A 23,406-nucleotide genomic window follows, 5' to 3' on the forward strand; every position below is an offset into this window, starting at 1 on the left:
CCTTCTCCTCTTCTTGGAAGGGGAGAAGGCGGGAGACGAGGCGGGGTGAGGGCGTGGGCGGCTCATCCGGGGGACGGGCGGCGGCGGTGCGCGGTGACGGCGGCGATGGCCGGGCCGAGGACGAACGGGGCGCCGAACACGAGCGCCTGGAAGGTCTCGGCGCCGTGCACGGTGATGTCGGTGTAAGCGCCGCCGATCACGAGCTGGGCGGACACCTGGAAGACGAGGTGGTAGCCGACGCACGCCCACACGCTGCCGGTGACCGCGCGCACGCACCCCAGGACGACGCCCATGCCCAGGAACAGCAAGCCCCGTTCCGCGAGCACCGACCACCCCTCCGCGGCGACCCACAGCGCCGTGCCGAACACCGTGAACAGCGCCGCCTGGCCGACGACGGCGGCCCAGCGGGGGAGCGCCTCGCCCAGGTTGCGGTACAGGTACTCGCGGAAGATCAGCTCTTCGGGCAGCGCCTCCAGCAGCAGCACGGTCACCACCAGCAGCGCCGCGGCGCCCAGCAGTTCGGCGGCGCCCGACCGCACGTCCAGCGCCACCCACCCCGCCCCCAGGCACAGCGCGGCCGCGCCGGCCGCCGGGACCAGCCACGACACCGCACCGACGGTGAACGCCCACCCCCGGTCGCCGCCGACGGCGGCCCGCAGCTCGCCCCACGGGCGCCGGTCGGCGAAGCGGGCCGCCGCGGCCACCAGCGCCACCCCCAGAACGCCGAGCACGACGGCGTTCACCAGGTGCGTCCCCACCCGGGGCAGGCCGCCGTAGCCGCCCGCCGATAGCTCGTTGACCGCCCACCACAGGGCCATGGCCGCCCCGCTGACCAGCACCACCCTCAGCGGGCGCGGCAGGCCGCGCGGCCGCTGCACCCGCCCCTCGGTCGGCGTCTCCGCCATACGCCCTCCCGCTCCGTCCGACTCGTCCGGTCCTTCCTCTCCCGAGGGCCTTCGCGCGCGACCGGCCCGGCCCGGGCCCGGCGCCGGACCTCCGCCGTGGTTGTTGCGGTCGACGCCGTCGCGCCGTCCACCTCCGCCGCCCGGTGCGCGGGTCCGCCGGTCACGTTCACGCACGTGACCGCCCGCGCCGCGCACTCGGCCCTGCCCAGCCCCACGTCCGCGCGCGTCGTCCACGCGCGCCCGCGCCCGCCCGCGCACGTGACCGCCCGCGCCGCGCGCTCGGCCCTGCTCGGCGTCATCCACGCGCGCCCGTGCACGTCGTACACCCGCGCACGTCCGAGTGGTGGCCGCGCGTCCGCCGTGCCCAGCGCCGCGCGCCACCCTTCGGGCGCGCGCCGCCGCCGCGCACCGCAGACCCCGCGCACGCCGCAGGCAGGCCCCGCGCCCCACGGCCCCGGCCCGCCGCGCGGCGGGCCGATCCACCGCGCGGTGCCGCCATACTTCCGCAGATCGCCACCACCGCCCGGAAATGGCCGGAAGCGGCCGCGCGTGTCCGTAAACCGGGTCCGTGGGACGGGTTGCCGGGAGGTGGAGGGGGCGCGGCCGTCATCCCAACGTCACACGACTTCCTGAGAGATCACTCAGAAAACCCGGCCGGGCGACTTTCCATAACGGGCGCGTCACGGCAACATGGGATGTCCGGGTCCGGACGCGGGCCCGCGCCCCGCTGCCGTGCCGCCCCCATCCGCCGACGCCGTTGGGTAATACACTCCGTGACCACCGACCTCCGTTCCGTGCCCGGACCGCCCGCGCCCGAACGCCCCGCGAGCCCCCGCCCCGCCGCCCGCCGGTTCCTGCCCGAGGTGCAGGGCCTCCGGGCGGTCGCCGTCCTGCTCGTGCTCGTCTACCACCTCGATAAGGACCTGCTGCCCGGCGGGTACGCGGGCGTCGACGTGTTCTTCGTGATCTCGGGCTTCCTCATCACCACGCTGCTGCTGCGCGAGGCCGACACCCGGGGCCGCGTCTCCCTGGCCGGCTTCTACGTGCGGCGCGTCCGGCGCATCCTGCCCGCGGCCACCCTCGTGCTGCTCGCCACCGGCGTCGCGGCGTTCCTGCTGCTGCCCTCGCCGCGGCTGCTCGACACCGCCCGCCAGCTGATCGCGAGCGCCGCCTACGTCGAGAACTTCTACCTCGCGACCGAGTCGGTCGACTACCTGGCCGCCGAGACCGCCGCCAGCCCGGTCCAGCACTACTGGTCGCTGGCCGTCGAGGAGCAGTTCTACCTGGTGTGGCCGCTGCTGTTCGTCGGCTGGGCCGCCCTCGGGGCCCGCCGCACCCGCACCCTGCTGGCCGCGGCCGCCGCGGTCCTCGTCGCCTCGTTCACCTGCTCGGTCGTGATGACCGCCTCCGACCCCCAGCCCTCCTACTTCCTGCCGCAGACCCGCATGTGGGAGCTTGCCGTGGGCGGGGTGCTGGCCATCGTCCTGGCCCGCCGCGCCCTCCCCGCCGGCCTGCGCCGGGTCCTGGGCTGGGCCGGACTGGCCGCGATCATCGCCGCGGTCGTCGGCTTCGACGACGCCACCGCCTTCCCCGGCTGGGCGGCGGCGGTGCCCGTGTTCGGCGCGGCCGCCGTCATCGCCGCCGGGCACAGCGACACCCGGTGGTCGGCGTACGGGCTGCTGGCGTCGGCGCCCGCCCGGTTCGTCGGCGACATCTCCTACGCCCTGTACCTGTGGCACTGGCCCGTCATCGTCTTCGCCCTCAGCGTCACCGACCGCGACTCGCTCACCCCCGCCGCCGCCGTCGGCGCGGCCGCCCTGTCGGTGGCGCTCGCCTGGGGCACCAAGGTCCTCGTGGAGGACCCGGTGCGCGACGGCGGCCTGCTGCGCGCCGGCCGCGCCGCCACCGCCTTCGCGCTGTCGGCCACCCTCGTCGTCACCTCCGTGGGTGCCGCCCAGTACCTGCGCTACCAGTGGCTGCGCGGGGTGGAGTTCGACCCGGCGGTCCACGTCGGCCCGCAGGCCATCGGCGACGAGCGCCCCGAGGGCGACCCGGACGAGCGCATCTACCCGCCGCCGGTCGGCGCCGAGGAGGACCTGCCGAGCGTCTACGACGACGACTGCCAGGCGTCCAACGCCGAGGTGACGCCCGATCCGTGCGTCTACGGCCCCGACGACGCCGAGACCGTCATCGCCGTCGTCGGCGACTCCCACGCCGCCCACTGGGTGCCGGCGCTGCGCAGCCTCGCCGGTGAGCGCAACTGGCTGCTGTACTCCTACACCAAGTCCTCGTGCGCCTTCACCGACACCCTCACCGTCACCGCCGACGCGCCGTACCCCGAGTGCCCCGAGTGGAACGCGGCGGTCACCGACGAACTGGTGCAGACCGTCCGCCCCGACGTGGTCTTCACCAGCTCGCACTCGCGCACCGACGCCGTCGGCGCGGCCGACGACGAAGAGGGCCGGGCCGCCATCGCCGACGGCATGGCGCGCATGTGGAGCGTCCTGGAGGAGGCGGGCACCGACGTCGTCGCCATCCGCGACACCCCGGTGACGCGGCCCCGCATCCCCGAGTGCGTCGACCGGCACCCCGACGCCCTCGACGCCTGCGCCAGCCCCCGCGAGGACGCCGTGCGCGACGACCCGCAGGTGCGCGCCGTGGAGTCGGGCGGCACCGGCGCCGACCTGGTCGACCTCACCGACGACTTCTGCACCGACGACTCCTGCCCGCCGGTGGTCGGCAACGTCCTGATCTACCGCGACAGCCACCACCTCACCGCCACCTACTCGCGGCTGCTGGCCCCGGCCCTGGAGGAGGCGGCGGCGGACGTCCTCGACGACCAGTGAGCCCGGCCGGGCCCGTTGTGCGGTCCGGTCCCCGGCCCCCGGCCCCCGGCCCCCGGCGCCGGGCGTCCGCGCGTCCGCCCGTTCCGCCCCTTGCCACAATGGGGCGGAACGGGGCGGCGGGGCCGTCTTCCGCCCCGGCACCCCCTGCCCGACGCCGTTGGAGCCGCCCATGGAACGCCCCTTGCTGCTGCTCGACGTCGACGGCCCGCTGAACCCGTTCCGCGCCGGCCGGGCCCCGCTCCCGCGCGGGTACCTGCCGCACACCATCCACGGCCTGCGGGTGCTGCTCGACCCGGCGCACGGGCCCGCCCTCGCCGCGCTGCCCTTCGACCTCGTGTGGGCCACCACCTGGGAGCACGACGCCAACACCGAGATCGCCCCGCGCGTCGGCCTGCCCGCCCTGCCCGTCATCACCTGGCCGGTCGGCGCCGACACCGCGCCCGGCCTCTGCTTCAAGACCCCCACTGTGGCCGCCTACACGGCCGGTCGCCCGTTCGCCTGGGTGGACGACGAGGTCACCGACACCGACCGGGCCTGGCTCGCCGCCCGCCGCGACACCCCGTTCCTCCTGCACCGCGTATCGGCCCGCCGCGGCCTGCGCCCCACCGACCTGGCCACCCTCGCCACCTGGGCCGCCACCCACGCTCCCGACGCCGCCCCCATCGGGGACTGATCCCACCCGCCCCCACCCGCCTACTGCGGGACGGCCCCTGGTGGCCAGGTCCGGTGACCCATCCCGTGCGGTCGGCACCGGAAACCCGCGCTCCCCTCCCGCCGACCCGGGTGCGGCCGAGGCGGTCGCCGGTCTCCCGGCGTGTGCGGCGGCGGAGCCGGTGACCGGGTCGGCCGACGATGGCGAGCGGCCCCTGCCGCTCGTCGCAGCGCACGGCGCGCACCGAGACGCCGGCGCCCGGTGCCACCTCGCCGACGCGGACCGGCGATCTCCGCCCCTGTGTTCTCCGGAACACCCTGTCCGAACAGCGTTGATCACGTAAAGTCATGCACCGGAAACGCAATGTGTCGAGCATGAGCGGCGGCGCGGAACCGCGTCGTGCGCGTCTCCCACTTCCGGCTCGCGAGGTGACCGATGGCCGAGACGTCCGAACTCCCGCGCTTCCCCTTCTCCGAACGCGCGGACGACCTCCCCCCGCAATGCCGGGCGCTGCTCCGGGAGCACCGGCCGGTCGTCCGCGTCAGGACCAACACCGGCGACACCGCCTGGCTCGTCACCGGCTACGAGGCGGCGCGGGCGGTCTTCGCCGACGAGCGCTTCAGCCACGCCCGCACCACCGATCCCGACGTCCCGCGCCAGGACGCCCCGCCGATCCCCGCGTCCGTCGCCAACTCCTGGGAGGTCGCCCGGCAGGCGGGCCTGCGCACCGAGATCCAGCGTGCGATGGCGCCGCCCCGGGTCGAGGAGATGCGCCCGTGGGTGCGCGCCACCGCCGACGCCATGGTCGCCGAGACCGTCCGGCAGGGGCCGCCCGCCGACCTGCTCCCCGGGTTCGCGTCCGCCCTCCCCATGGCCGTGGCCACGTGGCTCGTGGGGCTCCCGACCGCCGACGCCGACCGCCTCACGGCCTGGGCCCACATCGCCTCCACCACCACCGTCCACCCCCGCCACGTCCTCGACGCGAACTGGGCGGAGCTGCGCGCCTACCTCGCGGCCCAGCCCGACACGCCGCCGGAGGGCGTGCGGCCGGGGCTGCTGCACCGGCTGCGCGCCGCCAACGCCGCGGCAGACCCCGCCCTGCGCCTCTCCCCGGAGCAACTCGCCGACCTCGCGGGGGCCTTCCTCGGCTCGTCCTTCGCCAGCAGCGCCGGTGTCCTGCCCCTGGCGACCATCACCCTGCTCCAGCACCCCGAGGCCCGGGCCCGGCTGCGCGACGAACCGGAGCTGACCCCCGCCGCCGTCGAGGAGCTGCTGCGCCACGCCCTGTTCATCCGCGACGGCCTGCCGCGCATCGCCACCGCCGACATCGAGGTCGCCGGCACCCTCATCCGCACCGGCGAACTCGTCCTCGTCAGCCCCGACACCGCCAACCGCGACCCCGCAGCCTTCACCGACCCCGACCGCTTCGACATCGACCGCCCGCGCACCCCCACCCACCTCGCCTTCGGCCACGGCCACAACCACTGCCCCGCCACCGGGCTGGCGCGCATGGAGCTGACCGAAGCCGTCACGGCGCTGGTCCGCCACCTGCCCGCGGACGCCCGCCTCGGCGCCGACCCCGACGCCCTCGACTGGCGGCCCGGCCTCCAGGTCCGCATCCCCGGCACGATCCCGGTGGTCTGGTGAGCGGCCCGGCGGCCGGCCCGCCGCGCGGGGGCGCCGATCCCCGCGACCCCGCCGCCCCCGGCCCGCACGCCGTCGCCGACAGCATCCTTCTCACCGAGCGGCTGAGATCAGAGGACCGGCGCAGCTTCCACCTGCTGGGCCGCACCTGGGAGCTGCTGCCCGAGGTGTTCTCGCCCGCCCTCAGCTCCGGCACCGAGTTCTACACCCGCCGCCTCCCCTTCCCGCGCGGCGGCCGCTTCCTGGAGATCGGCTGCGGCGCGGGCGTGACCTCCGTCGTCGCCGCGCTCTCCGGCTGCGCGGCGGTGACCGCGGTCGACATCGGCCCGCCGGCCGTCGCGAACACGGCCCGCAACGCCCGGCGCCACGGCGCCACCGCACTGCGGGCGCTGGTCAGCGACGTGTTCGCCGCCGTCCCCGACCGCGGGTACGACGTCGTCTTCTGGAACATCCCCTATGTCGGCATGCCGGAGGGCTACGAGCACCCGTCCGACCTCACCCGTTCGGTGTTCGACGTGGGCCACCGCTGCTGCCGCGCCTACCTGGCGGGGGCCCGTTCGGTCCTCGCGCCGGGCGGGCGGCTGTTCCTGGGGTTCGGCGACATCGGCGACCGCGCCGCCATGGAGGCCATCGCGGCCGGGCACGGGTGGCGCGCGGAACTCCTGGCCGCCGGCCGGTCCGACCCCGATCCCCACATCGAGCACCGGCTGTTCGAACTGCACGACATCCGCCCGCCCGGCGGCGGGCCCGGTTCATCGCCGGGGCCCGCGCCGGCGGGGCCGTGAGGGCCGCAGGGCGCCGCGTCCGGGTGCGGACACCCGTCCCGGAATGAGTATCCGTGCTCAGGCGGCCGCCCCGGCGGCGGCCGACCATAGGCGGCATGACCACCAAACCCGTACGCACGACCGCCACCCCCGCCTTCTTCGTGCAGTCCGCGCTCTCCTTCGCGGTCTCCTCTGTGGGCCTGGGTGTGGGCATCCTCTACCTGCCCGTCGACGCCTGGATGCGGGCGTTCGTCGGCCTCGGGCTCCTCTACGTGATCACCTCCACCTTCACGCTGGCGAAGGTGGTCCGCGACCGCCAGGAGGAGACCGCCGTGACCAGCCGGGTCGACCAGGCCCGCCTCGACAAGCTGCTCGCCGAACACGACCCGTTCAAGGTCGACTGATCCGCGTCGGCGGACGACCAGGGCGGCGGCCGACGGCACCCCCCGTGCGCCGCCGTCAGTACACGATGGACACGATGCGGGCGGCGGCCTCCGCCAGGCGGGGGTCGCCCTCGACCTCGGCGCGGGCGAGCGCGGCGGCCGGGTCGACGCCGCGCGTGCACAGCAGCCAGGCGGTCTCCGCGTCCAGCCGCAGCAGCGCGGTCGGCTCACCCGCCGGACCGGCCAGCGACCAGCCGCAGCCGGTGGCCGTCGCCGTCCACGCCCCGCCCGCCGGACCGGCGACCTCCACCCGCACCCGCGTCCCCTCGGGGGCCGCAGTGGCGCGGAGCGTGTGCGGCAGCGCCCGCAGGAACGTGTCGAGCACCGTGGAGAACGGACCCGGATCCGGGTCGGTGCCGCGCCCGGCGGCGTGCCGGATGTGCTGGCGGTGGGTCCACAGCTCGGTGAACTCGCGGGCGGTGTCGAGCCACCTCGGGGCCGGGTCGACGCCCGCCCACGACACCCCCAGCGACGGCGCGCCGGGGTCGGTGCCCTCGAAGTGGCGGGCGGTCTGCGCGCCGATCAGCTCCAGCGTGTCGGTCAGCGCCGCCGGGCTCACCCGGGCGAACGCGTCGACCCACTCCTGGTTGACGCGGTGGATGAAGCCCTCCAGCGGTTCGCCGGGGGCCGGTGCCGGGCCGCCGCCGTGGCCGTCGCGGTCGCGCGCCAAGCGCCCGTAGCAGTCGCCCAGCACATGGGCCGCGACGTCGCGGACGGTCCAGCCGGGGACGGCCTCGCGCTCCCAGTCGGCGGGCCCCAGGGCGCGCAGGGTGGCGATGAGTTCGGTGTGCTCGGGGGTGAACAGCGGGCGAGCGTCGATGGGCGGGCCGAGGTGGCCGTACCCGACCACGCCACCGGTGGAGAAGGACATGGCGCAGAGTCTGCCGACCGCCGGGAAGGGGCGCCAGTCGGCGGCCCGCGCGGCGGCCGGTCCGGTGGCAGTGCCCGGCCCCTCGCGGGTGCGGTGCGCCGGTCGTGGGACGCGCCCCTCAGCCCCAGGTCAGGGGGTCGAGGTGCAGGTAGAACCGCTCCCTGGCGCGGTCGACGGGGGCGCCGTAGCGGTCGGCGAACGCCTGCTCGGCGGCGCGCGCCCGGTCCTCGTCGGGCCAGGTCTCGCGGGCGGTCGCGAACAGCAGGGAGAGGTCGGCGTGGGGGTCGGCGCGACCGAGGCGGCCGAGGTCGATGAACCCGGCGAACCGCCCGCTGCCGGGGTCGACCACGATGTTGGGCAGGCACAGGTCGCCGTGGCACACCACCGCCGACGCCGCCTCCTGCGCGAGGCGGTGGTCGAGCCCCGGGGCGAGTCGGGCCAGCAGCTCCTCGGGCGGGGTGCCCTGCTGCTCCACCGGCAGGAAGTCGTCGGTGACCGCGCCGCGCGCGACCACGTCGCGTGCGGCGGCGAACATCGACGCGAGGTCGCGGGAGAACGGGCACGCCTGGACCGGGAGGGCGTGCAGCAGGCGTACGGCGTCGGCGATCGGCGCCCACACCGCCGCGAGGGCGTCCGGCCCGAGGCGGTCGGCGGGCACCCCGGCGACGGCCGAGGTCAGCAGGCAGGCGCCGTCGGCGCCGGTGCGCCAGTCGAGCACGCGGGGGCCGGGGACGCCCTGGTCGTGCAGCCACGCGGCCCGGTCGCGCTCGCCCTCCAGCGCGGCGGTGTCGCGGGCCGGGACGCACTTGGCGTAGCGGGAGCCGTCGGGGGAGCGGAACACGGCCGCCCCGGACTCCCCATCGGTGACGGGCATCCACCCGTCCTCCCCGGTCACCGGGGGCAGCAGCGCGCGCAGCGCGGACATCGAGTCGACCACGGTCGGTGATGCTACAACGGGACGACGGCCGGGGCATCGTGTTTTCCGCCCGCCCGGTGCAGGGTCGCCGCCGAGGGCGGCGGGTGGTGGGGTGGGACCGCCGGGGTGCCGGGCAGGGGGGCACCCCGGCGGTCGGGGGTGGCGGGGAGGGGCGGCGCTGTGGCGTGCGCGCGCCGGGCTCCGCCGCCGCCGGTGGACCGCCGGGAAGGGGGCGGCGGTCCACGTGCGGGGATGAGCGGGGATGGGTGGAGGGGGTGGGGGGGCGACGGTGGGTCCCCGGTCTCCCCGCGCGGCATGGGAGCGCTCCCATTGTGCTCGCATCGCCGCGCCGACGGAAGACCGGGGCCGGCGGCCGCCGTCGTGTCGATCGGTACCGCCGGGCGCCAGTGTGCGGTGCGTCACGCTCCTCCGTCAAGACCCCGAAAGACGGGTGGTTCGTGCGGATGCTCGAGGGGTGGACCCGCCCCGCCCCGACGGGGCGGGGCGTCCGTGTGGGCACCGGTGTGTGGACCGTGGGGACGCCCGGCGGCGGGGCGGAAGTGTCAGTCCGCGGCGAGGTAGGTGAGGCCGAGGGTCGCGGCAAGGTCGTGCAGGTGCTCCTCGTACACGGGCTCCAGGTCGGTGTAGGCGAAGTCCAGTTGGTGCAGGACCTCCATGCACAGCAGCCCGTACAGCCTGATCCAGCAGGACAGGAAGACGTGGGCGGCCCCGGGTGGCAGGCGGCCGTCGATCCCGGCGGAGTAGGCCGCCACCTGTTCGCGCAGGGACGCGGGCAGGTCGGCCGGGTCGGGCGCCGGGAAGGGTCGGGTCCGCCACAGCTCGACGGTGAGGTCCAGCAGGACCCCCTCGAAGCGGAGGGCGGCCTGGTGGCGCGCCGACTCGGGCCGCCGGTTCGGCGCGGCGATCGGGCGGGCGAAGATCCAGCCGAACTCGGCGGGGTGGGCGGTGGCCCACCCGCGCATGGCGCGGCAGACGGCCAGGACGCGGTCGTCCAGCGGGCGGTCGGCGAGGTCGTCGCGGGCGCGCTCCATGGCGGTCGTCAGCTCGCGGAGGAAGCCGGCCGTCACCGCGCCCACGAGCTCGTCGTGGCCGGCGAAGTAGTGGTACAGCGCCGGGCCGCTCATGCCGACCTCCCGGGCGACCGCGCTGATGGTCACCGCCGCCGATCCCTGCTCGACCAGCAGCTTGCGCGCCGCCGCGTGGATCTCCTCCAGCGTGGCCTGCCGGATCCTCTGCCGCCGGCCGGCGGGTGCGGGCATCGCCCCTCCTCGTGTCTCGTACGCTGTCGCGTCCGTCATTCTACGGGGTGTATGTTTCCTTACGACCTCTAAGTAATCTAGACCATCTAAGGAGAAGCATGTCTCATCTGTGGTGGATCGTCCCTGCGGTGATCACCCTGGTGACGGCCGTGTGGTGGGGCCTGTCCCGGCGCGCCCACGTCCGGCGCGGGACCGCCTGATGGCCCGCCCCATGCGCGACCGCCTGTTCGGCAAGTACGCCATGGACGCGGTCGTCACCGTCGCCGAGCAGGTCAACCCCGCCATGCGGCGCATCCGGTTGGAGACCGACCGGCCCGTCGCATTCCCCTACATCCCCGGTCAGCACATCCGGATCCAGTTGCTGGACCCGCTGTCGGTGGCGGGCATCCTGCGCCCGGCCGAGACGCTGCGCACCTACACGATCTGGGACCTCGACGCCGACCGGACGGCGATCGAGCTGCGGGTCCACCTCTACGCGGGCGACGGCATCGGCCTGAGGTGGGCGCGCGCGGTGGAGGCCGGGGACCGGGTCGTCTTCTGGTGGCCCCAGGGCGACTTCCACACCCGCGAGGCGGACTTCCACCTGTTCGTCGGCGAGGAGACGGCCGCCGCCGCCTTCGGGCCGATGATCCGCGGACTGGGCCCCGCCGCCCGGGTGCTCGGCGTGCTGGAGAGCGCGTCCCCCGAGCACGACCTGCCCATGCCCGGCGACCCGCCGCTGCTCCGCGTCCACCGCGACGGCGCCCCCGCCGCCGCCTCCCGGGTGCTGACCGCGGCCGTCGCGGGCCTCGACCTGCCGGACGGCGCCGGCGCCGCCTACGTGGCCGGCGAGGCCCGGACCTGCCAGCTCGTCCGCGACGTGCTGGTGCGCGGGCACGGCTGGCCGCGGACCGCCATAAGGACCAAGCCGTTCTGGGCCCCCGGCAAGCGGGGCCTGCACTGACCGCCGCCCGCCCCCCGACCCCTGGACCGACCATGATCCTCGCCCGATCCCTGCTCGCCGCCGTCGCCGCCGTCACGGCCGCCGGCGCCGTGCTGGCCGACCTGGTCATCCCCGACCTGGCGGCGCAGCACGCCTTCAACCCGGCGTGGCCGCCCCACGCCAAGTTCCACGATGCCCAGTACATGGTGATGACCGTGCTCCTCGGCGTCCTCGGACTGGTGCTCGCGCTCCGCCGCGACCGGGGGCCGCTGCTGTGCGCCGCCGCCGTCCTGGCCACCCCGTGGCTCGGCATGCTCGGCGCGCTGCTGTTCCCCGGCACCGCCACCCACGATCCCGAGTTCGCCGACCGCACGGTCTTCGTCCTCGGCCTGCACGGGCAGGTGTTCCTGGCGCTCGTCCTGCTCGCGGCGCTGCTCGCCGCGACGGCGGCGGCGCTGCGCCCATCCGCGGGGCGCCCGGCCGAGCGCCGCCGCGCGTCGGCCCGTTGAGCGGTCGGCCGTGCGCCGCCACGGCGGCGCGCGGCCGCCGCGGCGCGTTCCCGGGGAGCGGTGTGCGGGGCGTTCCGGGGAGCGGGGCGCGGCGGGGTGTTTACACGGCGGGCAGGGCGGCGTACCGTGCGTGGTGGATGTGAGAGCGCTCCCAAGGCGGGGCCGCGGTCCGCCGCCGGTTCCGCCCGCTCGAACCGCAGGCGACCGTGCCGCCGACCCGCTCCCGCTGTTCCGGCACCCCCGGTCGCCCCCGCGCCGGCGCGGCGACCGCCGCCCGGCCACCGGTCCGCCGCCCGGCATCCGTCCCTCGACCGGCCCCGGCTCCCCGTCCGGCCCCTGCGCCGGCCGGCCCCGCCGGACCCGCTCCGCCGCCCGCTTCGGCGGCGCGCGGCCGCGCCGCTCACCGGGATCGCCGGGCGCCCCACGTCCACCCGAGGAGAGCCGTGAACCCCAGCGACACGACCCCCCGTTCCACCGCGCGCGGCGGAGCCCGCCGGCTGCCGGGCCTGGCGGCCGCCGTCGCCGCCCTCGCCCTCGCCTTCACGGCCGCGCCCGCCGCGGCCGACACCGCGCCGCAGGGCGCCGCCCCCGCCGCCGACCTGCCCGACGGCACCGAGTTCTACGCCGACCCCGACTCCCAGGTCATGGACTGGGTGGCGGCCAACCCGAACGACTGGCGCCGCCCGGTGATCGCCGACCGGATCGCCTCCCAGCCGCAGGGCGTCTGGTTCTCCGCCTACCGGCCCGCCACCGTCACCCAGGACGTGCGGCGGGTGACCGGCGCGGCGGACGCCGCCGGCGAGGTGCCCGCTCTGGTGGCCTACATGCTGCCCAACCGCGACTGCGGCGGGGCGTCAGCGGGCGGCGCCCCCGACATCGCGAGCTACAACACCTGGGTCGACCGGTTCGCGGCCGGGCTCGGCGACGCACCGGTCATCGTCATCCTCGAACCCGATTCACTCGCGCTCATCTCCTGCCTGGACTCCGGCGCGCTCGCCGACCGCAACGCCGCCCTGGCGCGGGCGGTCGGGCGGATCCACGCCGCCAACCCGCAGGCGCGGGTCTACCTGGACGCCGGACACTCCGGCTGGAACCCGGCCGACGTCCAGGCGGCGCGGCTGCGTGCCGCCGGTGTTGCCCAGGCCGACGGCATCTACACCAACGTCTCCAACTACCGGACGACCGGCGACGAGCGGGCGTTCGCGGCGGCGGTGCTGAACCGGCTCGGCGACCCCGACCTGCGGGCCGTCGTCGACACCAGCCGCAACGGCAACGGGCCCGCGCCGGGCGGGCAGTGGTGCGACCCGGCCGGACGCGCGGTGGGGGAGGACCCGACCGCGGCGACCGGTGACCCGCTGATCGACGCCTACCTGTGGGTGAAGCCCCCGGGCGAGGTGGACGGGTGCGCGGGACCGGCCGGGACGTTCTCGCCGGACTACGCCTACGGCCTGGCGACGCAGTAGCGCGTCGGACCGGGGTGCCGGCCCCGGGGTCCGGTGCGGCGGCCGCCGCACCGGACCCGCCCGCGTCCACCGGCCGGGGACGGCCAGAACGTTCAGGAGGACCCGTCGGCGCACCGCCGCATGGCGGTGGCCGGCGCGTGGTCGTGCACGTCGGTGGGGGGCGGGCATGGCGGCCACGATGTCCTCTGTACGCCGGGCCAGGGCCTCGGCGGCCAGGCGGTCGGCTGACAGGTACAGCCGGTTGCGCCGGGTCCCCTCCACGGCGAGGGCGCCGACGCTGTCGATGTCGCGCCCGTACCGGGCCCGGGTGGCGTCACCGCGCTCGGCGGTCGCCCGCATGTCCCGGGTCGCGGACCCGTCGGGCGCCCATCTGATGCTGTTGGCGCCGACACCGGTCGCGACCATGCCCGGGGTGAGGACGCCCGCGCCGATCGGCGGCCCTTCGTGGTCAGGCCCCGCCGCAGCGCCTCGGTCAGGCCCATGACGGCGAACTCCGACGCGGTGGTGAGGATGTGGCCCTCGGTCCCGCGCTCCAGCATCCGCGGCGGTCCGCCCTCTGCGTGAGGTCGTGCTCCAGGCCGCCGACATCGCCCTGTCCGCGCTCGATTGACGGCTGCGGCGGGGGAGGGCCCGGCCCGCCGCCCCGGGGGGTCGGGGGAGCGGTCGCCCCCGGGGCGCCGCGCGTCGGAGGTCAGTCGCAGATGTAGGTGTGCCAGGTCCGGGACGTCCCGCCGCCCAGGTCCTGGAAGTGGATCACGCCGCACTGGAAGTTCTGCCGGATCTCGCCGCCCACCCTGTACTCGTAGGACGTGGGGTAGCCCACCGTCCCCCGCTCGCAGCCGAGGCTCGCGCACCAGTAGTCCCCTATGTACCCCCAGACCGGGAAGGCGCCGGTGCCCGCGGACCAGTAGACCGTTCCGTGCTCGAACTGCTGGCGGCGGCCGTGCTGGTCGGGGTTGACCAGCTCGACCGTGAGGGGGCACCCGAGCGCCCCGCCGGGGCCGCCCATGTGGAGGTAGGTCCGCTCGATGTCGCCCCCGACCTGAATCCCGTCGGCGCAGTAGGGGGCGGCCTGCGCGGGCGACGCGGTGACGACGGGGAGGGCGGTGGCCACGGCCAGTGCCGCGAGGCCGGCCGTGATCCTCCGCCGCGTTCGGGTCTGCTTCATGGTTCCCCTTTTTCCGATTGCTCCTCCGCGCACCCTGCCGCGTACGGACCGTGATGGCCAGTGCGTGGCCGGTGTCGGACGCGTGCCGCCGGTCCCGCGCCCCCCACCCGGAGCGGGCCGAGGGCGAGGGAATCTATGCCGTAAAGGCGACCGTTTCGGAAATTCCACTTCGAACGCACGTCCTATCCGGGCGGCGATGGCGCTACCATGGCGCCGCCCCACCTGGCCGGACACCCGGGTCCGGACCCCGATGGCGGCCGCACGGCGCGCGGACGGTCCGGCGCCGCCCCAGGGGGAGACCATGGCATTCGGCTGCATCGGCACCATGACGGCCCGCCCCGGCCGCCGGGACGAGGTCATCGCCCTGCTCACCGGCGGTTCCGAAGGGCTGAAAGCGGCCGGCTGCCGCCTCTACGTCGTGGGCGCCGACGCCGACGACGACACCACCATCTGGGTCAGCGAGGTGTGGGAGAGCGAGGAGCACCACCGCGCGTCCCTGGAACCACCCGAGACCCGGGCCGCCATCGCCACCGCGATGCCGATGCTGACCGGCGGGTTCTCCGGCCACCGCATGGCGTCGGTGGGCGGCCTCGGCGCGGAGGACTGAGCCCCCGGTGCCCGCCCGCCGCCGCTCCGCCGCGCGAGCGGCCGGAGGACGAGGGCGGGCGCCCCTGGGCCGCCCGGCCCCGCGCCGACCGCGCGGGCGCCGCCGTCAGCCGCCGGTCGCGCCGCCGGTCAGCAGCTCCGCCACCCGGTCGGCCGACCAGGCGCCGCGCGCCCCCGGCCGCCCCGCCAGGTAGGCGCCGGTGCGCGCCGCGCTCCACTGGTGGGCGGCGGCGAGCCCGCCGCCGATGGTGCGCAGGTAGCCGGCCGACGGCGGCTCGGGCCGCGTGTCCGCGAGGCCCCAGTGGGCGGTGAACGTGAGGATCGGGTGGCCGTCGAGGTCGCCCCGGTACACGACCGTCTCGTAGCGCCCGGGGCCGAGCACCCGGCGCCCCTCGCGGGGCAGCGCCGCGAGGTCGAGGTCGGCGCCCGGGTCGCGGTACATCTCCTGGGCGGCGATGTCGGCGAACTGCCCGGCGGTCACCAGGTAGGCGCGGGCGGGGGCGGCGCCCGGCAGGTCGGGGTCGTAGAGGGCGAGTCCGCCACCCCACATGCGGGAGGCGAGCGCGAAGTACACGCCGCCCGGGAGCCAGAGGGCGCGCCGGTCGCGCGGCGGGGTCCGGTCGCGGCACCCGGGGTTGGCGCGCGCCCCGCCGGGCGGGACGCCGCCGGCGACGTAGCAGGCGAACCGGGTGGGATCGGTGTTGGCGCCGTAGGAGGCGTACCAGAGGAGGCCGGTGCGGGTGCCGTGCGCCGGGGCCGTCACGGCCGGTCGGCGGCGGAGGGCGCGGAATCGGCGGCGAGGACGCGCTCGTAGCGGTGGCCCGGCCCGGTCTCCGCAGCGGGCCCGGTCGGGGCGACGGGCCGGTAGCCGGCGGCCGCGCGGACGTCGGCGGGCACCGACCGCCCCGGCCCGGCCGCCAGCCGCAGGGCCGTCGCGCCGCGTTCGCGGGCGGCGCCCTCCAGGGCGCGCAGCAGCGGGCGGTCGACGGGCCGACCGCGCCAGGCGGGCACCACGTAGAGGCGGGTGAGCTCGAAGGTCGCGGGATCGACGGCGCGCACCCCTCCGCAGCCGATGGGGCGGCCGCTGCGGGTATCGGTGGCCACGAGGAAGACGGACGTGTCGGCGTCCTCGGACGCCGGGCCGGGGTCGGGGCTGTCGGCGGCCTCGCGCTCCTGGGCGCGGCGCAGGCGCACCCCGACAGGGTCGTTCCAGTCCACCTCGGCGATCTCGATCCGCACGAAATGCAAGGGTACGCCACATGCGTGCCGTCTGTGACCACAGGGTCGCTCTCGCGCGCCACGGCGGTGCGCCCGGCGCGTCGGCGCCCTGGGCCGGGCAGTGCGGGAGGGGGATGTCCGGCACGGCGCGGCCTTCCCGGCCGCGCACGCCGCGGCGGACCCGTGCGCGGTTACGCTGGGCGGATGTCGGATGCGATCGTGCGGCGGCTGCGGCGCCGCCACCCCTTCGCCGAGTGGACGCCCGTGACCGTGGGCCTGTCCGGGGCGCGGGTGTGGCGGGTCGCCGGGCGCGGCCGGACCCTGTACGTGAAGGTCGCCGACGACCCCGCCGCGCTGCGGGCCGAGGCGGAGCGGTCGGCGTGGCTGCGTAAAGCGGGCATCGGCGCCCCCGAGGCCGTCGAGGGCGGTGAGCGCGACGGGTCGGGGTGGCTGGTGACGGCCGCCGTGCCGGGCCGCACCCTGGCCGAGGCGTGGCCCGCCCACCTGCGGGCGCCCGCTGTGGCGGCGTTCGCGCGGCTGGCCCGCCGGCTGCACGACCTGCCGGTGGAGGACTGCCCGTTCGACCGGGGGCTCGCGGTGACCGTTCCTCGGGCGCGGGCCGCCACCGCCGCCGGCCGGGTCGACTCCGGCGCCTTCGAGCCCGAGCGGCGCGGCCGCGCCCCCGAGGACGTGCTGGCCGAACTGGAGGCCGCCGTCCCCGCGACCGAGGACCGGGTGGTCTGCCACGGCGACCTGTGCCTGCCCAACGTGCTGGTCGACCCCGACACCCTGGAGTGGACGGGCGTGGTCGACACCGCCCGGGTCGGCGTGGCCGACCGCAACCACGACCTGGGGCTGGCCTGCCGGAGCCTGGGCGACACCCGCCTGAACCCCGACTTCGGCCCGGCGTTCGTCCGGGCGTTCCTGCACCACTACGGCGAGCAGCACGTCGACCCCGACCGCATGGCGTTCTACCGGCTGCTGGACGAGTTCTTCTGACCCCGCAGCCCGTGGTCGCCGCCCGAGTCCGCTTCGGTCCGTGTTCGCGCGAATCCGAAGGGTTGTCATGGTTCGTCGGGGTCAGTCGGACGGGTGGCGTGCGGCGCGCCGCACGCTGACGGCCGGGCAGGGGGTCCGGCCGGTCCAGGGAAGGGGATCCGCTGATGAACCGCACGTCTCTCCGCCGCCTCGCCTTCGTCGCCGTCGCCGCTCCGGCCCTGCTGGTCGGGGGCGCGCAGATGGCCGCGGCCGACAGCGTCTACGACTACGCCTTCGACGCGGCCGGCGTGTACGGCGCGGGCTCCCGCGACGTCTTCGCCGTGGCCGGGGACGGCGCGAAGCACGGCGGCGACGCGGTGTGGACGGAGTACGCCGACGCCGCCGAACCGCACGGCGCGGTGTCCGAGGACACCGTCAGCATCGCCGAGTGAGGTCCCCGGCGGCGCGGGCGCGGCCCGCGCCGCACCCGCGCCGCCGGGCTCAGCCCAGCCGCTTGGCCTCGGGCAGGACGTGTTCGGCGTAGAGGTCGAAGAAGGCGTCCTGGCGGTGCCCGACCTGGCTGACGAACACGGTGTCGGCGCCGGCCTCGACGCACTGGGCGAGGTGGCGCAGGTGGACGTCGGGGTCGGGACCGCACGGCATCTGCTCGCCGATGCGCTCGGGCGTGATGAGCTCGTCGGTGAGCTGCTGGAAGTGGCGCGGCAGCGGCAGCAGTTGGGCGGCCTCACCGGGCAGGGCGTCGTTGGGCCAGACCGAGCAGGCGTAGCGGCGGGCCTCCTCGGCGTCGTCGCCGACGCAGGCCTTGATGCCGGTCTGCACCGGTTTGCCGGTGCCGCCGGCAGCGCGGAACGCCTCGACGGTGTCGGCGGAGGGGCCCATGGTGATGAGGCCGTCCCCGATGCGCGCGGCCATCTCGGCGGCGGCGTCGCCGAACGCGGAGACGTAGACCTCGGGCGGGGTGTCGGGGAGGGTGTAGAGGCGGGCGGTGTCGACGGTGTAGTACTCGCCCTCGTGGCTGACCAGACCGCCCTTCCACAGGCGGCGCATGATGTCGACGGCCTCCTCCAGCATCTCGCGGCGGCGCGCGGTGGCGGGCCAGGGGTCGCCGAGGATGTGCTCGTTGAGCGCCTCGCCGGTGCCGACGCCGAGGGTGAACCCGCCGCGGGCGAGCGCGGCGGAGGTGGCGGCGGCCTGGGCGACGACGGCGGGGTGGACCCGCACGGTGGGGCAGGTGACGGCGGTGGTGATGGGCAGGTCGACCGCCTCGCCGATCGCGCCGATCACCGACCAGACGAAGGGGCTCTCGCCCTGGACGTCGAGCCAGGGGTGGTAGTGGTCGCTGATCCAGAGCTCCTGGAAGCCGGCCTGCTCGGCCCGCCGCGCCTGGTCGATGAGGTCGCGCGGCCCGTGCTCCTCGGTGGAGAGGAAGTAGCCGATGCGCGCCATGGTGGCCTCCCGGGGACGGTTGCGGGTGTCTCCGGGGCGCTATCCGGGGGCCGCCGTTCCTAACCCGGCGCCCTCGGGCGCCGGGCCGGGGCGGTCAGGGGCGGCGGCCGGTGGCGGCGATGAGCCGGGTCTGGTCGTCGGCGTCGCCGTCGACCGGGACGGGCGGGTCGAAGATGGCGGAGCCGTCGAGGTCCTGGTTGTGCCACCAGCCGAGCAGGGCGTGGGAGAGGCCGGGGTCGAGCCGGTCGTCGGCGCCGATGGCGCGGGCGAGGTCCCAGGCGTGGACGGCGAGGTCGAACGTCATCTGCCAGAGGTAGACCTCGCCGGGGGCGTCGCCGAAGGAGAGGTGGACCGTGCGGTCGGTGCTGCCGGGCTGGAGCCAGGCGGAGCGGGCCTCGCGGGAGGCGACCTCCCAGGTGGTGACGGGGTGCTCGCCGAGCAGGTCGCCGTCGTAGCGGTCGCCGGCGTCCTCGACGGTGTTGCCGGCGAGGAGGTGGGGTACCCACAGCTGCTCGCCGACGAGGTGGTTGACGAGGTCGTGGACGTCCCAGTCGGCGCAGGGCGTGGGGTCCGTCCACTGGGTGACCATGATCTCGCGCACCCGGCCGTCGAACTCGGCCATGGCGCGGCCGTGGAGGTCCAGCAGCTCCGACATCGAACGTGCTCCATCCCGGTAGGACAACGGTGGACGGGGCAGTCCTACCCCATGGTCGCGCCGAGTACCCGAGCCCCCGCCCCCGTTCCCCGCGTCGCCGGAACAACCCGAATGCTCGTCACATGATCGGATGATAAAGCGGTAGAACTCCGGGTGATCTTCCGACAACCGTAAAAGTCCCGCATGATCGGCTCCCCCGCGGTGTCGGTCACCGATCGGGCACCCGCCGTGCCGATCATGGGGGGACGACCGTTCGACGGCCCGGCGCCCCAGCGGACGCCGGGCCCGGCAAGGAGTAACCGTGGCAACATCAGATCCGGCGGGGGCGAAGTCAGCGGGGGAGCTGAACATCGTCCACGTGACGCTGGTCGCCTCCGCCGCCGCGATGGGCGGCTTCCTCTTCGGCTATGACAGCTCGGTGATCAACGGGGCGGTCGACGCCATCCAGGACCACTTCGCCGTCAGCGCCGCCGTCACCGGGTTCACCGTGGCCGCCGCCCTGCTGGGTTCGGCCGTGGGTGCCGCCGTCGCGGGCGGCCTGGCCGACCGGTTCGGCCGCATCCGCGTCATGCAGATCGCGGGCGTGCTGTTCGCGGTGAGCGCGGTGGGGTCGGCGCTGCCGTTCGCGGTGTGGGACCTGGCGCTGTGGCGGGTCGTGGGCGGCATCGCGATCGGCATGGCGTCGGTGATCGCGCCGACCTACATCGCCGAGGTGTCGCCGCCCGCCTACCGGGGGCGGCTGGCGTCGCTGCAGCAGCTCGCCATCGTGCTGGGCATCGCGCTGTCGCAGCTGGTGAACTACATGATCGCGGCGGCGGCCGGCGGCAGCGCCATGGACCGCCTCGGTCCGCTGCTGGCCTGGCAGTGGATGCTCGGCGCGGCCGTGGTGCCCGCGCTGCTGTACATCATGCTGAGCTTCACCATCCCGGAGTCGCCCCGCTACCTGGTGCGGGTGGGGCGCGAGGACAAGGCCCGCCGGGTCCTGCACGAGGTCGAGGGCGGCGACGTCGACCGCCGCATCACCGAGATCCGTGAGGCGCTGGGCTCGGAGATCCGGCCCCGGCTGCGCGACCTCAAGGGGCGGTACGGGCTGCTGCCGATCGTGTGGATCGGCATGGCGCTGTCGGCGTTCCAGCAGCTCGTCGGCATCAACGTGATCTTCTACTACTCGGCGTCGCTGTGGCAGTCGGTGGGCGTGGACGAGAGCAACTCGCTGCTGCTCAGCCTGTTCACCTCCGTCGTCAACATCATCGGCACCTTCATCGCGATCGGCCTGGTCGACCGGATCGGGCGCAAGCCGCTGCTGCTGGTGGGGTCGGCCGGGATGGCGGTCGCCCTGGCCGCCGCGGCGTTCGCGTTCAGCCACGCCCGCGTCGAGGGCGAGCAGGCCACCCTGTCGTTCGGCTGGGGGGCGGTGGCCCTGGTGGCGGCGAGCGCGTTCGTGCTGTTCTTCGCCCTGTCGTGGGGTGTGGTGACCTGGGTGCTGCTGGGCGAGATGTTCCCGCTGCGCATCCGCGCGGCGGCCATGGCGGTCGCCACGGCGACCCAGTGGATCGCCAACTGGCTGGTCACGGTGACGTTCCCGACGCTGCGGGACTGGAACCTCAGCGGGGCCTACGTCATCTACACGCTCTTCGCGGTGCTGTCCTTCGTGTTCGTCTGGAGGTTCATCTCCGAGACCAAGGGGCGGACCCTGGAGTCGATGGGGCGCGAGGAGCCCGCGCGGTAGCGTCCGGGCCGGTGGCGGGGGAGGCGGGCGCCTCCCCCGTTCCCATGCCGGGCGGCGGGCCCTTCGGAGACCGACCCATTGGGGGGCATATGGGGGGCACGCGGGGCCGCCGACCCGGCGTCCGCGCCGCCCGGCCCGCGCCCTACCCTGGGGTGCCGGGTGCGGAGGAGGGGCGGGCGTGCGCGTACTGCTGGTGGACAACCACGACTCCTACACCTACAACCTGTTCCAGCTCCTCGCGGCCGCCGCCGGCGCCGACCCCGTCGTCCTCGCCAACGACGACCCCCGCCTCGCCCGCGCCGACCTCGCCGCCTTCGACGCCGCCGTCGTCTCCCCCGGCCCGGGCCGACCCCAGCACCCCCGCGACCTCGGCGCCGTGCCGCGCGTCCTCGCCGACCCCCGCCTGCCCGTGCTCGGTGTCTGCCTGGGCCACCAGGCGATCGCCCACCTGGCCGGCGCCGCCGTGCCGTCCGCCCCCGTGCCCCGCCACGGCCACCTCAGCCGCATCCGCCACGACGGCACCGGCGTGTTCGCCGGGCTGCCGCAGGGCTTCACCGCCGTCCGCTACCACTCCCTGGCCGTCGCCGCCCCGCTGCCCGCCGACCTGGAGGCGGCCGCCTGGGCGGAGGACGGTGTCGTCATGGGCCTGCGCCACCGCCGCCTGCCGCGCTGGGGCGTGCAGTTCCACCCCGAATCGGTCGCCTCCGAGCACGGCGCGGCCCTCATCGCCAACTTCCTCGCCCTCGCCGCCCCGACGCGCCCCCGCCGGACCGAAACCCGGCCGGCGGTGGGCCCCGCGCCCGTGTCCGAAACCCCGGCCGCGCACCCCGGACCCGACACCGACCGCCCCCACCTGGGCGTCCGCCGCCGGTCCGCGACCGAAACCCCGGCGGGCCCGCCGCGTCCGGATCCCGCCCGCCTCGTCCGGCGGGTCCTGCCCTACGCCGTCGACACCGAACGCGCGTTCGCCCGCCTCTACGCCGGGGCCGCGCACGCCTTCTGGCTCGACAGCGGACGCACCGGCCCCACCGGCCGGTTCTCCTACCTCGGCGACCCCGGCGGGCCGCGCGGCGAGGTGCTGACCTACCGGGTCGGCGCCGGCGGGGTGCGGGTCCGCGGCGCCGGCGGCGAGCACACCGAGCCCGGCACCGTGTTCGACGCGCTGCGCCGCCGCACCCCCGCCCGCCCGCACCGCCACCCCGACCTCCCGTTCGACTTCGCCGGCGGCTACGTCGGCTACCTCGGCTACGAGCTCAAGGCCGACGCGGGCGCGCCCACCCGGCACCGCTCCCCGGTGGCCGACGCGGTCTGGCTGCGCTGCGACCGCTTCGTCGCCGTCGACCACGCCGAGGGCCGCACCTACGCGGTGGCCGCCGACGGCGGCGCCGACGCCGCCGCCTGGGCCGACGCGACGGCGGCGGCCCTCGCCGCCCTGCCCCGCGGCCCCCTGCCCGCGCCGCCGGACCCGGTCGGCGCCCCCGACCCCGAACCGCTGCTGGAGCGCCCCCGCGAGGCGTACCTGGCCGACGTGAAGGAGTGCCTGGGCCTGCTCACCGCCGGCGAGAGCTACGAGGTCTGCCTGACCACCCGGCTGCGGGCGCCCGCGCCCGCCGGCGGCGACCTCGCGTTCTACCGGCGGCTGCGCCGCGCCCGCCCCGCCCCCTACGCGGCGCTGCTGCGGCTGGGCGGCACCACCGTGTTCAGCGCCTCGCCCGAGCGGTTCCTGCGTATCGGCGCCGACGGCACCGCCGAGTCGCGGCCCATCAAGGGCACCGCGCCGCGCCACCCCGACCCCGCCGAGGACGCCCGCCGCGCCGAGGGGCTGCGCACCGGCGCCAAGACCCGCGCCGAGAACCTGATGATCGTCGACCTGCTCCGCAACGACCTGGGCCGGGTGTGCGCGGTGGGCAGCGTGGCGGTGCCCGCGTTCATGTACGTCGAGTCGCACACGACGGTCCATCAGCTCGTGTCGGCCGTGCGGGGGCGGCTGCGCGACGGCGTCCACCCGGTCGACGCGGTGCGCGCCTGCTTCCCCGCCGGGTCGATGACCGGCGCCCCCAAGGAGCGCACCATGGAGGCGATCGACCGGTTGGAGACCTCGGCGCGCGGCGTGTACTCGGGTGCGCTGGGCTTCCTGTCGCACACCGGCGCCGCCGACCTGTCCGTGGTCATCCGCACCGCGGTGCGCGCGGGCGGGGTGCTGACCGTGGGAGCGGGCGGCGCGGTCGTGCTCGACTCCGACCCCGAGGAGGAGTTCGCCGAGATGCTGCTCAAGGCCGCCGTCCCCCTCGCCGGCCTGCCCGCCGCAGGGGGCCCGGGCGCCGCGGACTGAGCGGGGCCGCGCGGCCGGGGCGGCCGCGAAACCCGCGT

The 23,406-nt window shown here is 76.2% G+C and carries 22 protein-coding genes; 13 read left to right on the forward strand and 9 right to left on the reverse strand.

The genetic code is table 11. The annotated features are described in order from the left end of the window. Positions 1–62: 62 nt before the first annotated feature. The gene (locus NT8_RS31200; protein WP_067964612.1) at positions 63–905 is read right to left on the reverse strand and encodes a CPBP family intramembrane glutamic endopeptidase; all 843 of its coding nucleotides are present in this window, start codon (positions 903–905) and stop codon (positions 63–65) included. 773 nt (positions 906–1,678) lie between these two features. Between NT8_RS31200 and NT8_RS04660 the strand changes: the two genes are divergently transcribed. From NT8_RS04660 to NT8_RS04680, 5 genes are all read left to right on the forward strand, one after another. After that, entirely contained in the window at positions 1,679–3,751 is a 2,073-nt protein-coding gene (locus NT8_RS04660; RefSeq protein WP_281203383.1) for an acyltransferase family protein, read from the forward strand. A 169-nt stretch (positions 3,752–3,920) separates the two neighbouring features. Beyond that, positions 3,921–4,424, forward strand: a complete 504-nt coding sequence (locus tag NT8_RS04665; protein ID WP_067964615.1) for an HAD domain-containing protein — start codon at positions 3,921–3,923, stop codon at positions 4,422–4,424. A gap of 414 nt (positions 4,425–4,838) precedes the next feature. Continuing rightward, positions 4,839–6,050, forward strand: coding sequence for a cytochrome P450 (locus NT8_RS04670; protein ID WP_067964617.1), 1,212 nt, complete (start codon positions 4,839–4,841; stop codon positions 6,048–6,050). Then, positions 6,047–6,832, forward strand: a complete 786-nt coding sequence (locus NT8_RS04675; protein ID WP_067964619.1) for a methyltransferase — start codon at positions 6,047–6,049, stop codon at positions 6,830–6,832. The genes NT8_RS04670 and NT8_RS04675 overlap by 4 nt, the downstream gene beginning before the upstream one ends. A gap of 95 nt (positions 6,833–6,927) precedes the next feature. Continuing rightward, positions 6,928–7,215, forward strand: a complete 288-nt coding sequence (locus tag NT8_RS04680; protein WP_067964621.1) for a YiaA/YiaB family inner membrane protein — start codon at positions 6,928–6,930, stop codon at positions 7,213–7,215. 55 nt (positions 7,216–7,270) lie between these two features. Here NT8_RS04680 and NT8_RS04685 read toward each other — a convergent pair whose 3' ends face one another. From NT8_RS04685 to NT8_RS04695, 3 genes are all read right to left on the reverse strand, one after another. After that, complete coding sequence (locus NT8_RS04685) at positions 7,271–8,125, reverse strand: maleylpyruvate isomerase family mycothiol-dependent enzyme (protein WP_067964624.1); 855 nt, start codon at positions 8,123–8,125, stop codon at positions 7,271–7,273. A 118-nt stretch (positions 8,126–8,243) separates the two neighbouring features. After that, positions 8,244–9,050, reverse strand: a complete 807-nt coding sequence (locus NT8_RS04690) for an APH(3'') family aminoglycoside O-phosphotransferase (protein WP_067964703.1) — start codon at positions 9,048–9,050, stop codon at positions 8,244–8,246. Positions 9,051–9,604: 554 nt separating this feature from the next. After that, on the reverse strand, positions 9,605–10,321 hold the full coding sequence (locus NT8_RS04695; protein ID WP_067964626.1) for a TetR/AcrR family transcriptional regulator: 717 nt from the start codon (positions 10,319–10,321) through the stop codon (positions 9,605–9,607). A 199-nt stretch (positions 10,322–10,520) separates the two neighbouring features. On the opposite strand from NT8_RS04695, the gene NT8_RS04700 reads away from it, so the two are divergent. From NT8_RS04700 to NT8_RS04710, 3 genes are all read left to right on the forward strand, one after another. Further along, positions 10,521–11,264, forward strand: coding sequence for a siderophore-interacting protein (locus NT8_RS04700; protein ID WP_067964628.1), 744 nt, complete (start codon positions 10,521–10,523; stop codon positions 11,262–11,264). A 32-nt stretch (positions 11,265–11,296) separates the two neighbouring features. Next, entirely contained in the window at positions 11,297–11,752 is a 456-nt protein-coding gene (locus tag NT8_RS04705; RefSeq protein WP_067964630.1) for a DUF6640 family protein, read from the forward strand. 443 nt (positions 11,753–12,195) lie between these two features. After that, positions 12,196–13,215: a glycoside hydrolase family 6 protein gene (locus tag NT8_RS04710; protein WP_217999061.1), complete on the forward strand. Its 1,020-nt coding sequence runs from the start codon at positions 12,196–12,198 to the stop codon at positions 13,213–13,215. 691 nt (positions 13,216–13,906) lie between these two features. On the opposite strand, the gene NT8_RS29760 is transcribed toward NT8_RS04710, so the two are convergent. Further along, on the reverse strand, positions 13,907–14,383 hold the full coding sequence (locus NT8_RS29760) for an LGFP repeat-containing protein (protein WP_067964632.1): 477 nt from the start codon (positions 14,381–14,383) through the stop codon (positions 13,907–13,909). A 301-nt stretch (positions 14,384–14,684) separates the two neighbouring features. On the opposite strand from NT8_RS29760, the gene NT8_RS04720 reads away from it, so the two are divergent. Next, positions 14,685–14,990: a putative quinol monooxygenase gene (locus NT8_RS04720; RefSeq protein ID WP_067964706.1), complete on the forward strand. Its 306-nt coding sequence runs from the start codon at positions 14,685–14,687 to the stop codon at positions 14,988–14,990. 105 nt (positions 14,991–15,095) lie between these two features. Here NT8_RS04720 and NT8_RS04725 read toward each other — a convergent pair whose 3' ends face one another. Together NT8_RS04725 and NT8_RS04730 are read right to left on the reverse strand one after the other, a co-directional pair. Beyond that, on the reverse strand, positions 15,096–15,752 hold the full coding sequence (locus NT8_RS04725; RefSeq protein WP_067964635.1) for a histone deacetylase: 657 nt from the start codon (positions 15,750–15,752) through the stop codon (positions 15,096–15,098). Next, positions 15,749–16,228, reverse strand: a complete 480-nt coding sequence (locus NT8_RS04730) for a GNAT family N-acetyltransferase (protein ID WP_067964637.1) — start codon at positions 16,226–16,228, stop codon at positions 15,749–15,751. The genes NT8_RS04725 and NT8_RS04730 overlap by 4 nt, the downstream gene beginning before the upstream one ends. A 183-nt stretch (positions 16,229–16,411) precedes the next feature. On the opposite strand from NT8_RS04730, the gene NT8_RS04735 reads away from it, so the two are divergent. Beyond that, entirely contained in the window at positions 16,412–17,206 is a 795-nt protein-coding gene (locus NT8_RS04735; RefSeq protein ID WP_067964639.1) for an APH(3') family aminoglycoside O-phosphotransferase, read from the forward strand. A 164-nt stretch (positions 17,207–17,370) separates the two neighbouring features. Beyond that, positions 17,371–17,637: a hypothetical protein gene (locus tag NT8_RS04740; RefSeq protein WP_067964641.1), complete on the forward strand. Its 267-nt coding sequence runs from the start codon at positions 17,371–17,373 to the stop codon at positions 17,635–17,637. A 49-nt stretch (positions 17,638–17,686) separates the two neighbouring features. Here NT8_RS04740 and NT8_RS04745 read toward each other — a convergent pair whose 3' ends face one another. Together NT8_RS04745 and NT8_RS04750 are read right to left on the reverse strand one after the other, a co-directional pair. After that, positions 17,687–18,652: a TIGR03557 family F420-dependent LLM class oxidoreductase gene (locus NT8_RS04745; RefSeq protein ID WP_067964643.1), complete on the reverse strand. Its 966-nt coding sequence runs from the start codon at positions 18,650–18,652 to the stop codon at positions 17,687–17,689. Positions 18,653–18,746: 94 nt separating this feature from the next. Further along, positions 18,747–19,307, reverse strand: coding sequence for a TIGR03086 family metal-binding protein (locus tag NT8_RS04750; protein WP_067964645.1), 561 nt, complete (start codon positions 19,305–19,307; stop codon positions 18,747–18,749). A 385-nt stretch (positions 19,308–19,692) separates the two neighbouring features. Here NT8_RS04750 and NT8_RS04755 point away from each other — a divergent pair, with 385 nt between their 5' ends. Together NT8_RS04755 and NT8_RS04760 are read left to right on the forward strand one after the other, a co-directional pair. Beyond that, positions 19,693–21,036 (forward strand): sugar porter family MFS transporter, encoded by a 1,344-nt coding sequence (locus NT8_RS04755; RefSeq protein ID WP_394326565.1) that lies wholly within the window; start codon positions 19,693–19,695, stop codon positions 21,034–21,036. Between the two features lie 178 nt (positions 21,037–21,214). Beyond that, entirely contained in the window at positions 21,215–23,368 is a 2,154-nt protein-coding gene (locus tag NT8_RS04760) for a chorismate-binding protein (RefSeq protein WP_067964649.1), read from the forward strand. Positions 23,369–23,406 lie beyond the last annotated feature (38 nt).

Source organism: Nocardiopsis trehalosi NBRC 14201 (assembly GCF_001552555.1).
GTDB classification, from domain to species: domain Bacteria; phylum Actinomycetota; class Actinomycetes; order Streptosporangiales; family Streptosporangiaceae; genus Nocardiopsis_B; species Nocardiopsis_B trehalosi.

Coding starts and splice junctions, on each gene's coding strand:
- NT8_RS31200 (WP_067964612.1), bottom strand. CDS start 905: ATGGCGGAGACGCCGACCGAGGGGCGGGTGCAGCGGCCGCGCGGCCTG.
- NT8_RS04665 (WP_067964615.1), top strand. CDS start 3,921: ATGGAACGCCCCTTGCTGCTGCTCGACGTCGACGGCCCGCTGAACCCG.
- NT8_RS04670 (WP_067964617.1), top strand. CDS start 4,839: ATGGCCGAGACGTCCGAACTCCCGCGCTTCCCCTTCTCCGAACGCGCG.
- NT8_RS04680 (WP_067964621.1), top strand. CDS start 6,928: ATGACCACCAAACCCGTACGCACGACCGCCACCCCCGCCTTCTTCGTG.
- NT8_RS04685 (WP_067964624.1), bottom strand. CDS start 8,125: ATGTCCTTCTCCACCGGTGGCGTGGTCGGGTACGGCCACCTCGGCCCG.
- NT8_RS04690 (WP_067964703.1), bottom strand. CDS start 9,050: ATGTCCGCGCTGCGCGCGCTGCTGCCCCCGGTGACCGGGGAGGACGGG.
- NT8_RS04695 (WP_067964626.1), bottom strand. CDS start 10,321: ATGCCCGCACCCGCCGGCCGGCGGCAGAGGATCCGGCAGGCCACGCTG.
- NT8_RS04700 (WP_067964628.1), top strand. CDS start 10,521: ATGGCCCGCCCCATGCGCGACCGCCTGTTCGGCAAGTACGCCATGGAC.
- NT8_RS04705 (WP_067964630.1), top strand. CDS start 11,297: ATGATCCTCGCCCGATCCCTGCTCGCCGCCGTCGCCGCCGTCACGGCC.
- NT8_RS29760 (WP_067964632.1), bottom strand. CDS start 14,383: ATGAAGCAGACCCGAACGCGGCGGAGGATCACGGCCGGCCTCGCGGCA.
- NT8_RS04720 (WP_067964706.1), top strand. CDS start 14,685: ATGGCATTCGGCTGCATCGGCACCATGACGGCCCGCCCCGGCCGCCGG.
- NT8_RS04735 (WP_067964639.1), top strand. CDS start 16,412: ATGTCGGATGCGATCGTGCGGCGGCTGCGGCGCCGCCACCCCTTCGCC.
- NT8_RS04740 (WP_067964641.1), top strand. CDS start 17,371: ATGAACCGCACGTCTCTCCGCCGCCTCGCCTTCGTCGCCGTCGCCGCT.
- NT8_RS04745 (WP_067964643.1), bottom strand. CDS start 18,652: ATGGCGCGCATCGGCTACTTCCTCTCCACCGAGGAGCACGGGCCGCGC.
- NT8_RS04750 (WP_067964645.1), bottom strand. CDS start 19,307: ATGTCGGAGCTGCTGGACCTCCACGGCCGCGCCATGGCCGAGTTCGAC.
- NT8_RS04755 (WP_394326565.1), top strand. CDS start 19,693: ATGGGCGGCTTCCTCTTCGGCTATGACAGCTCGGTGATCAACGGGGCG.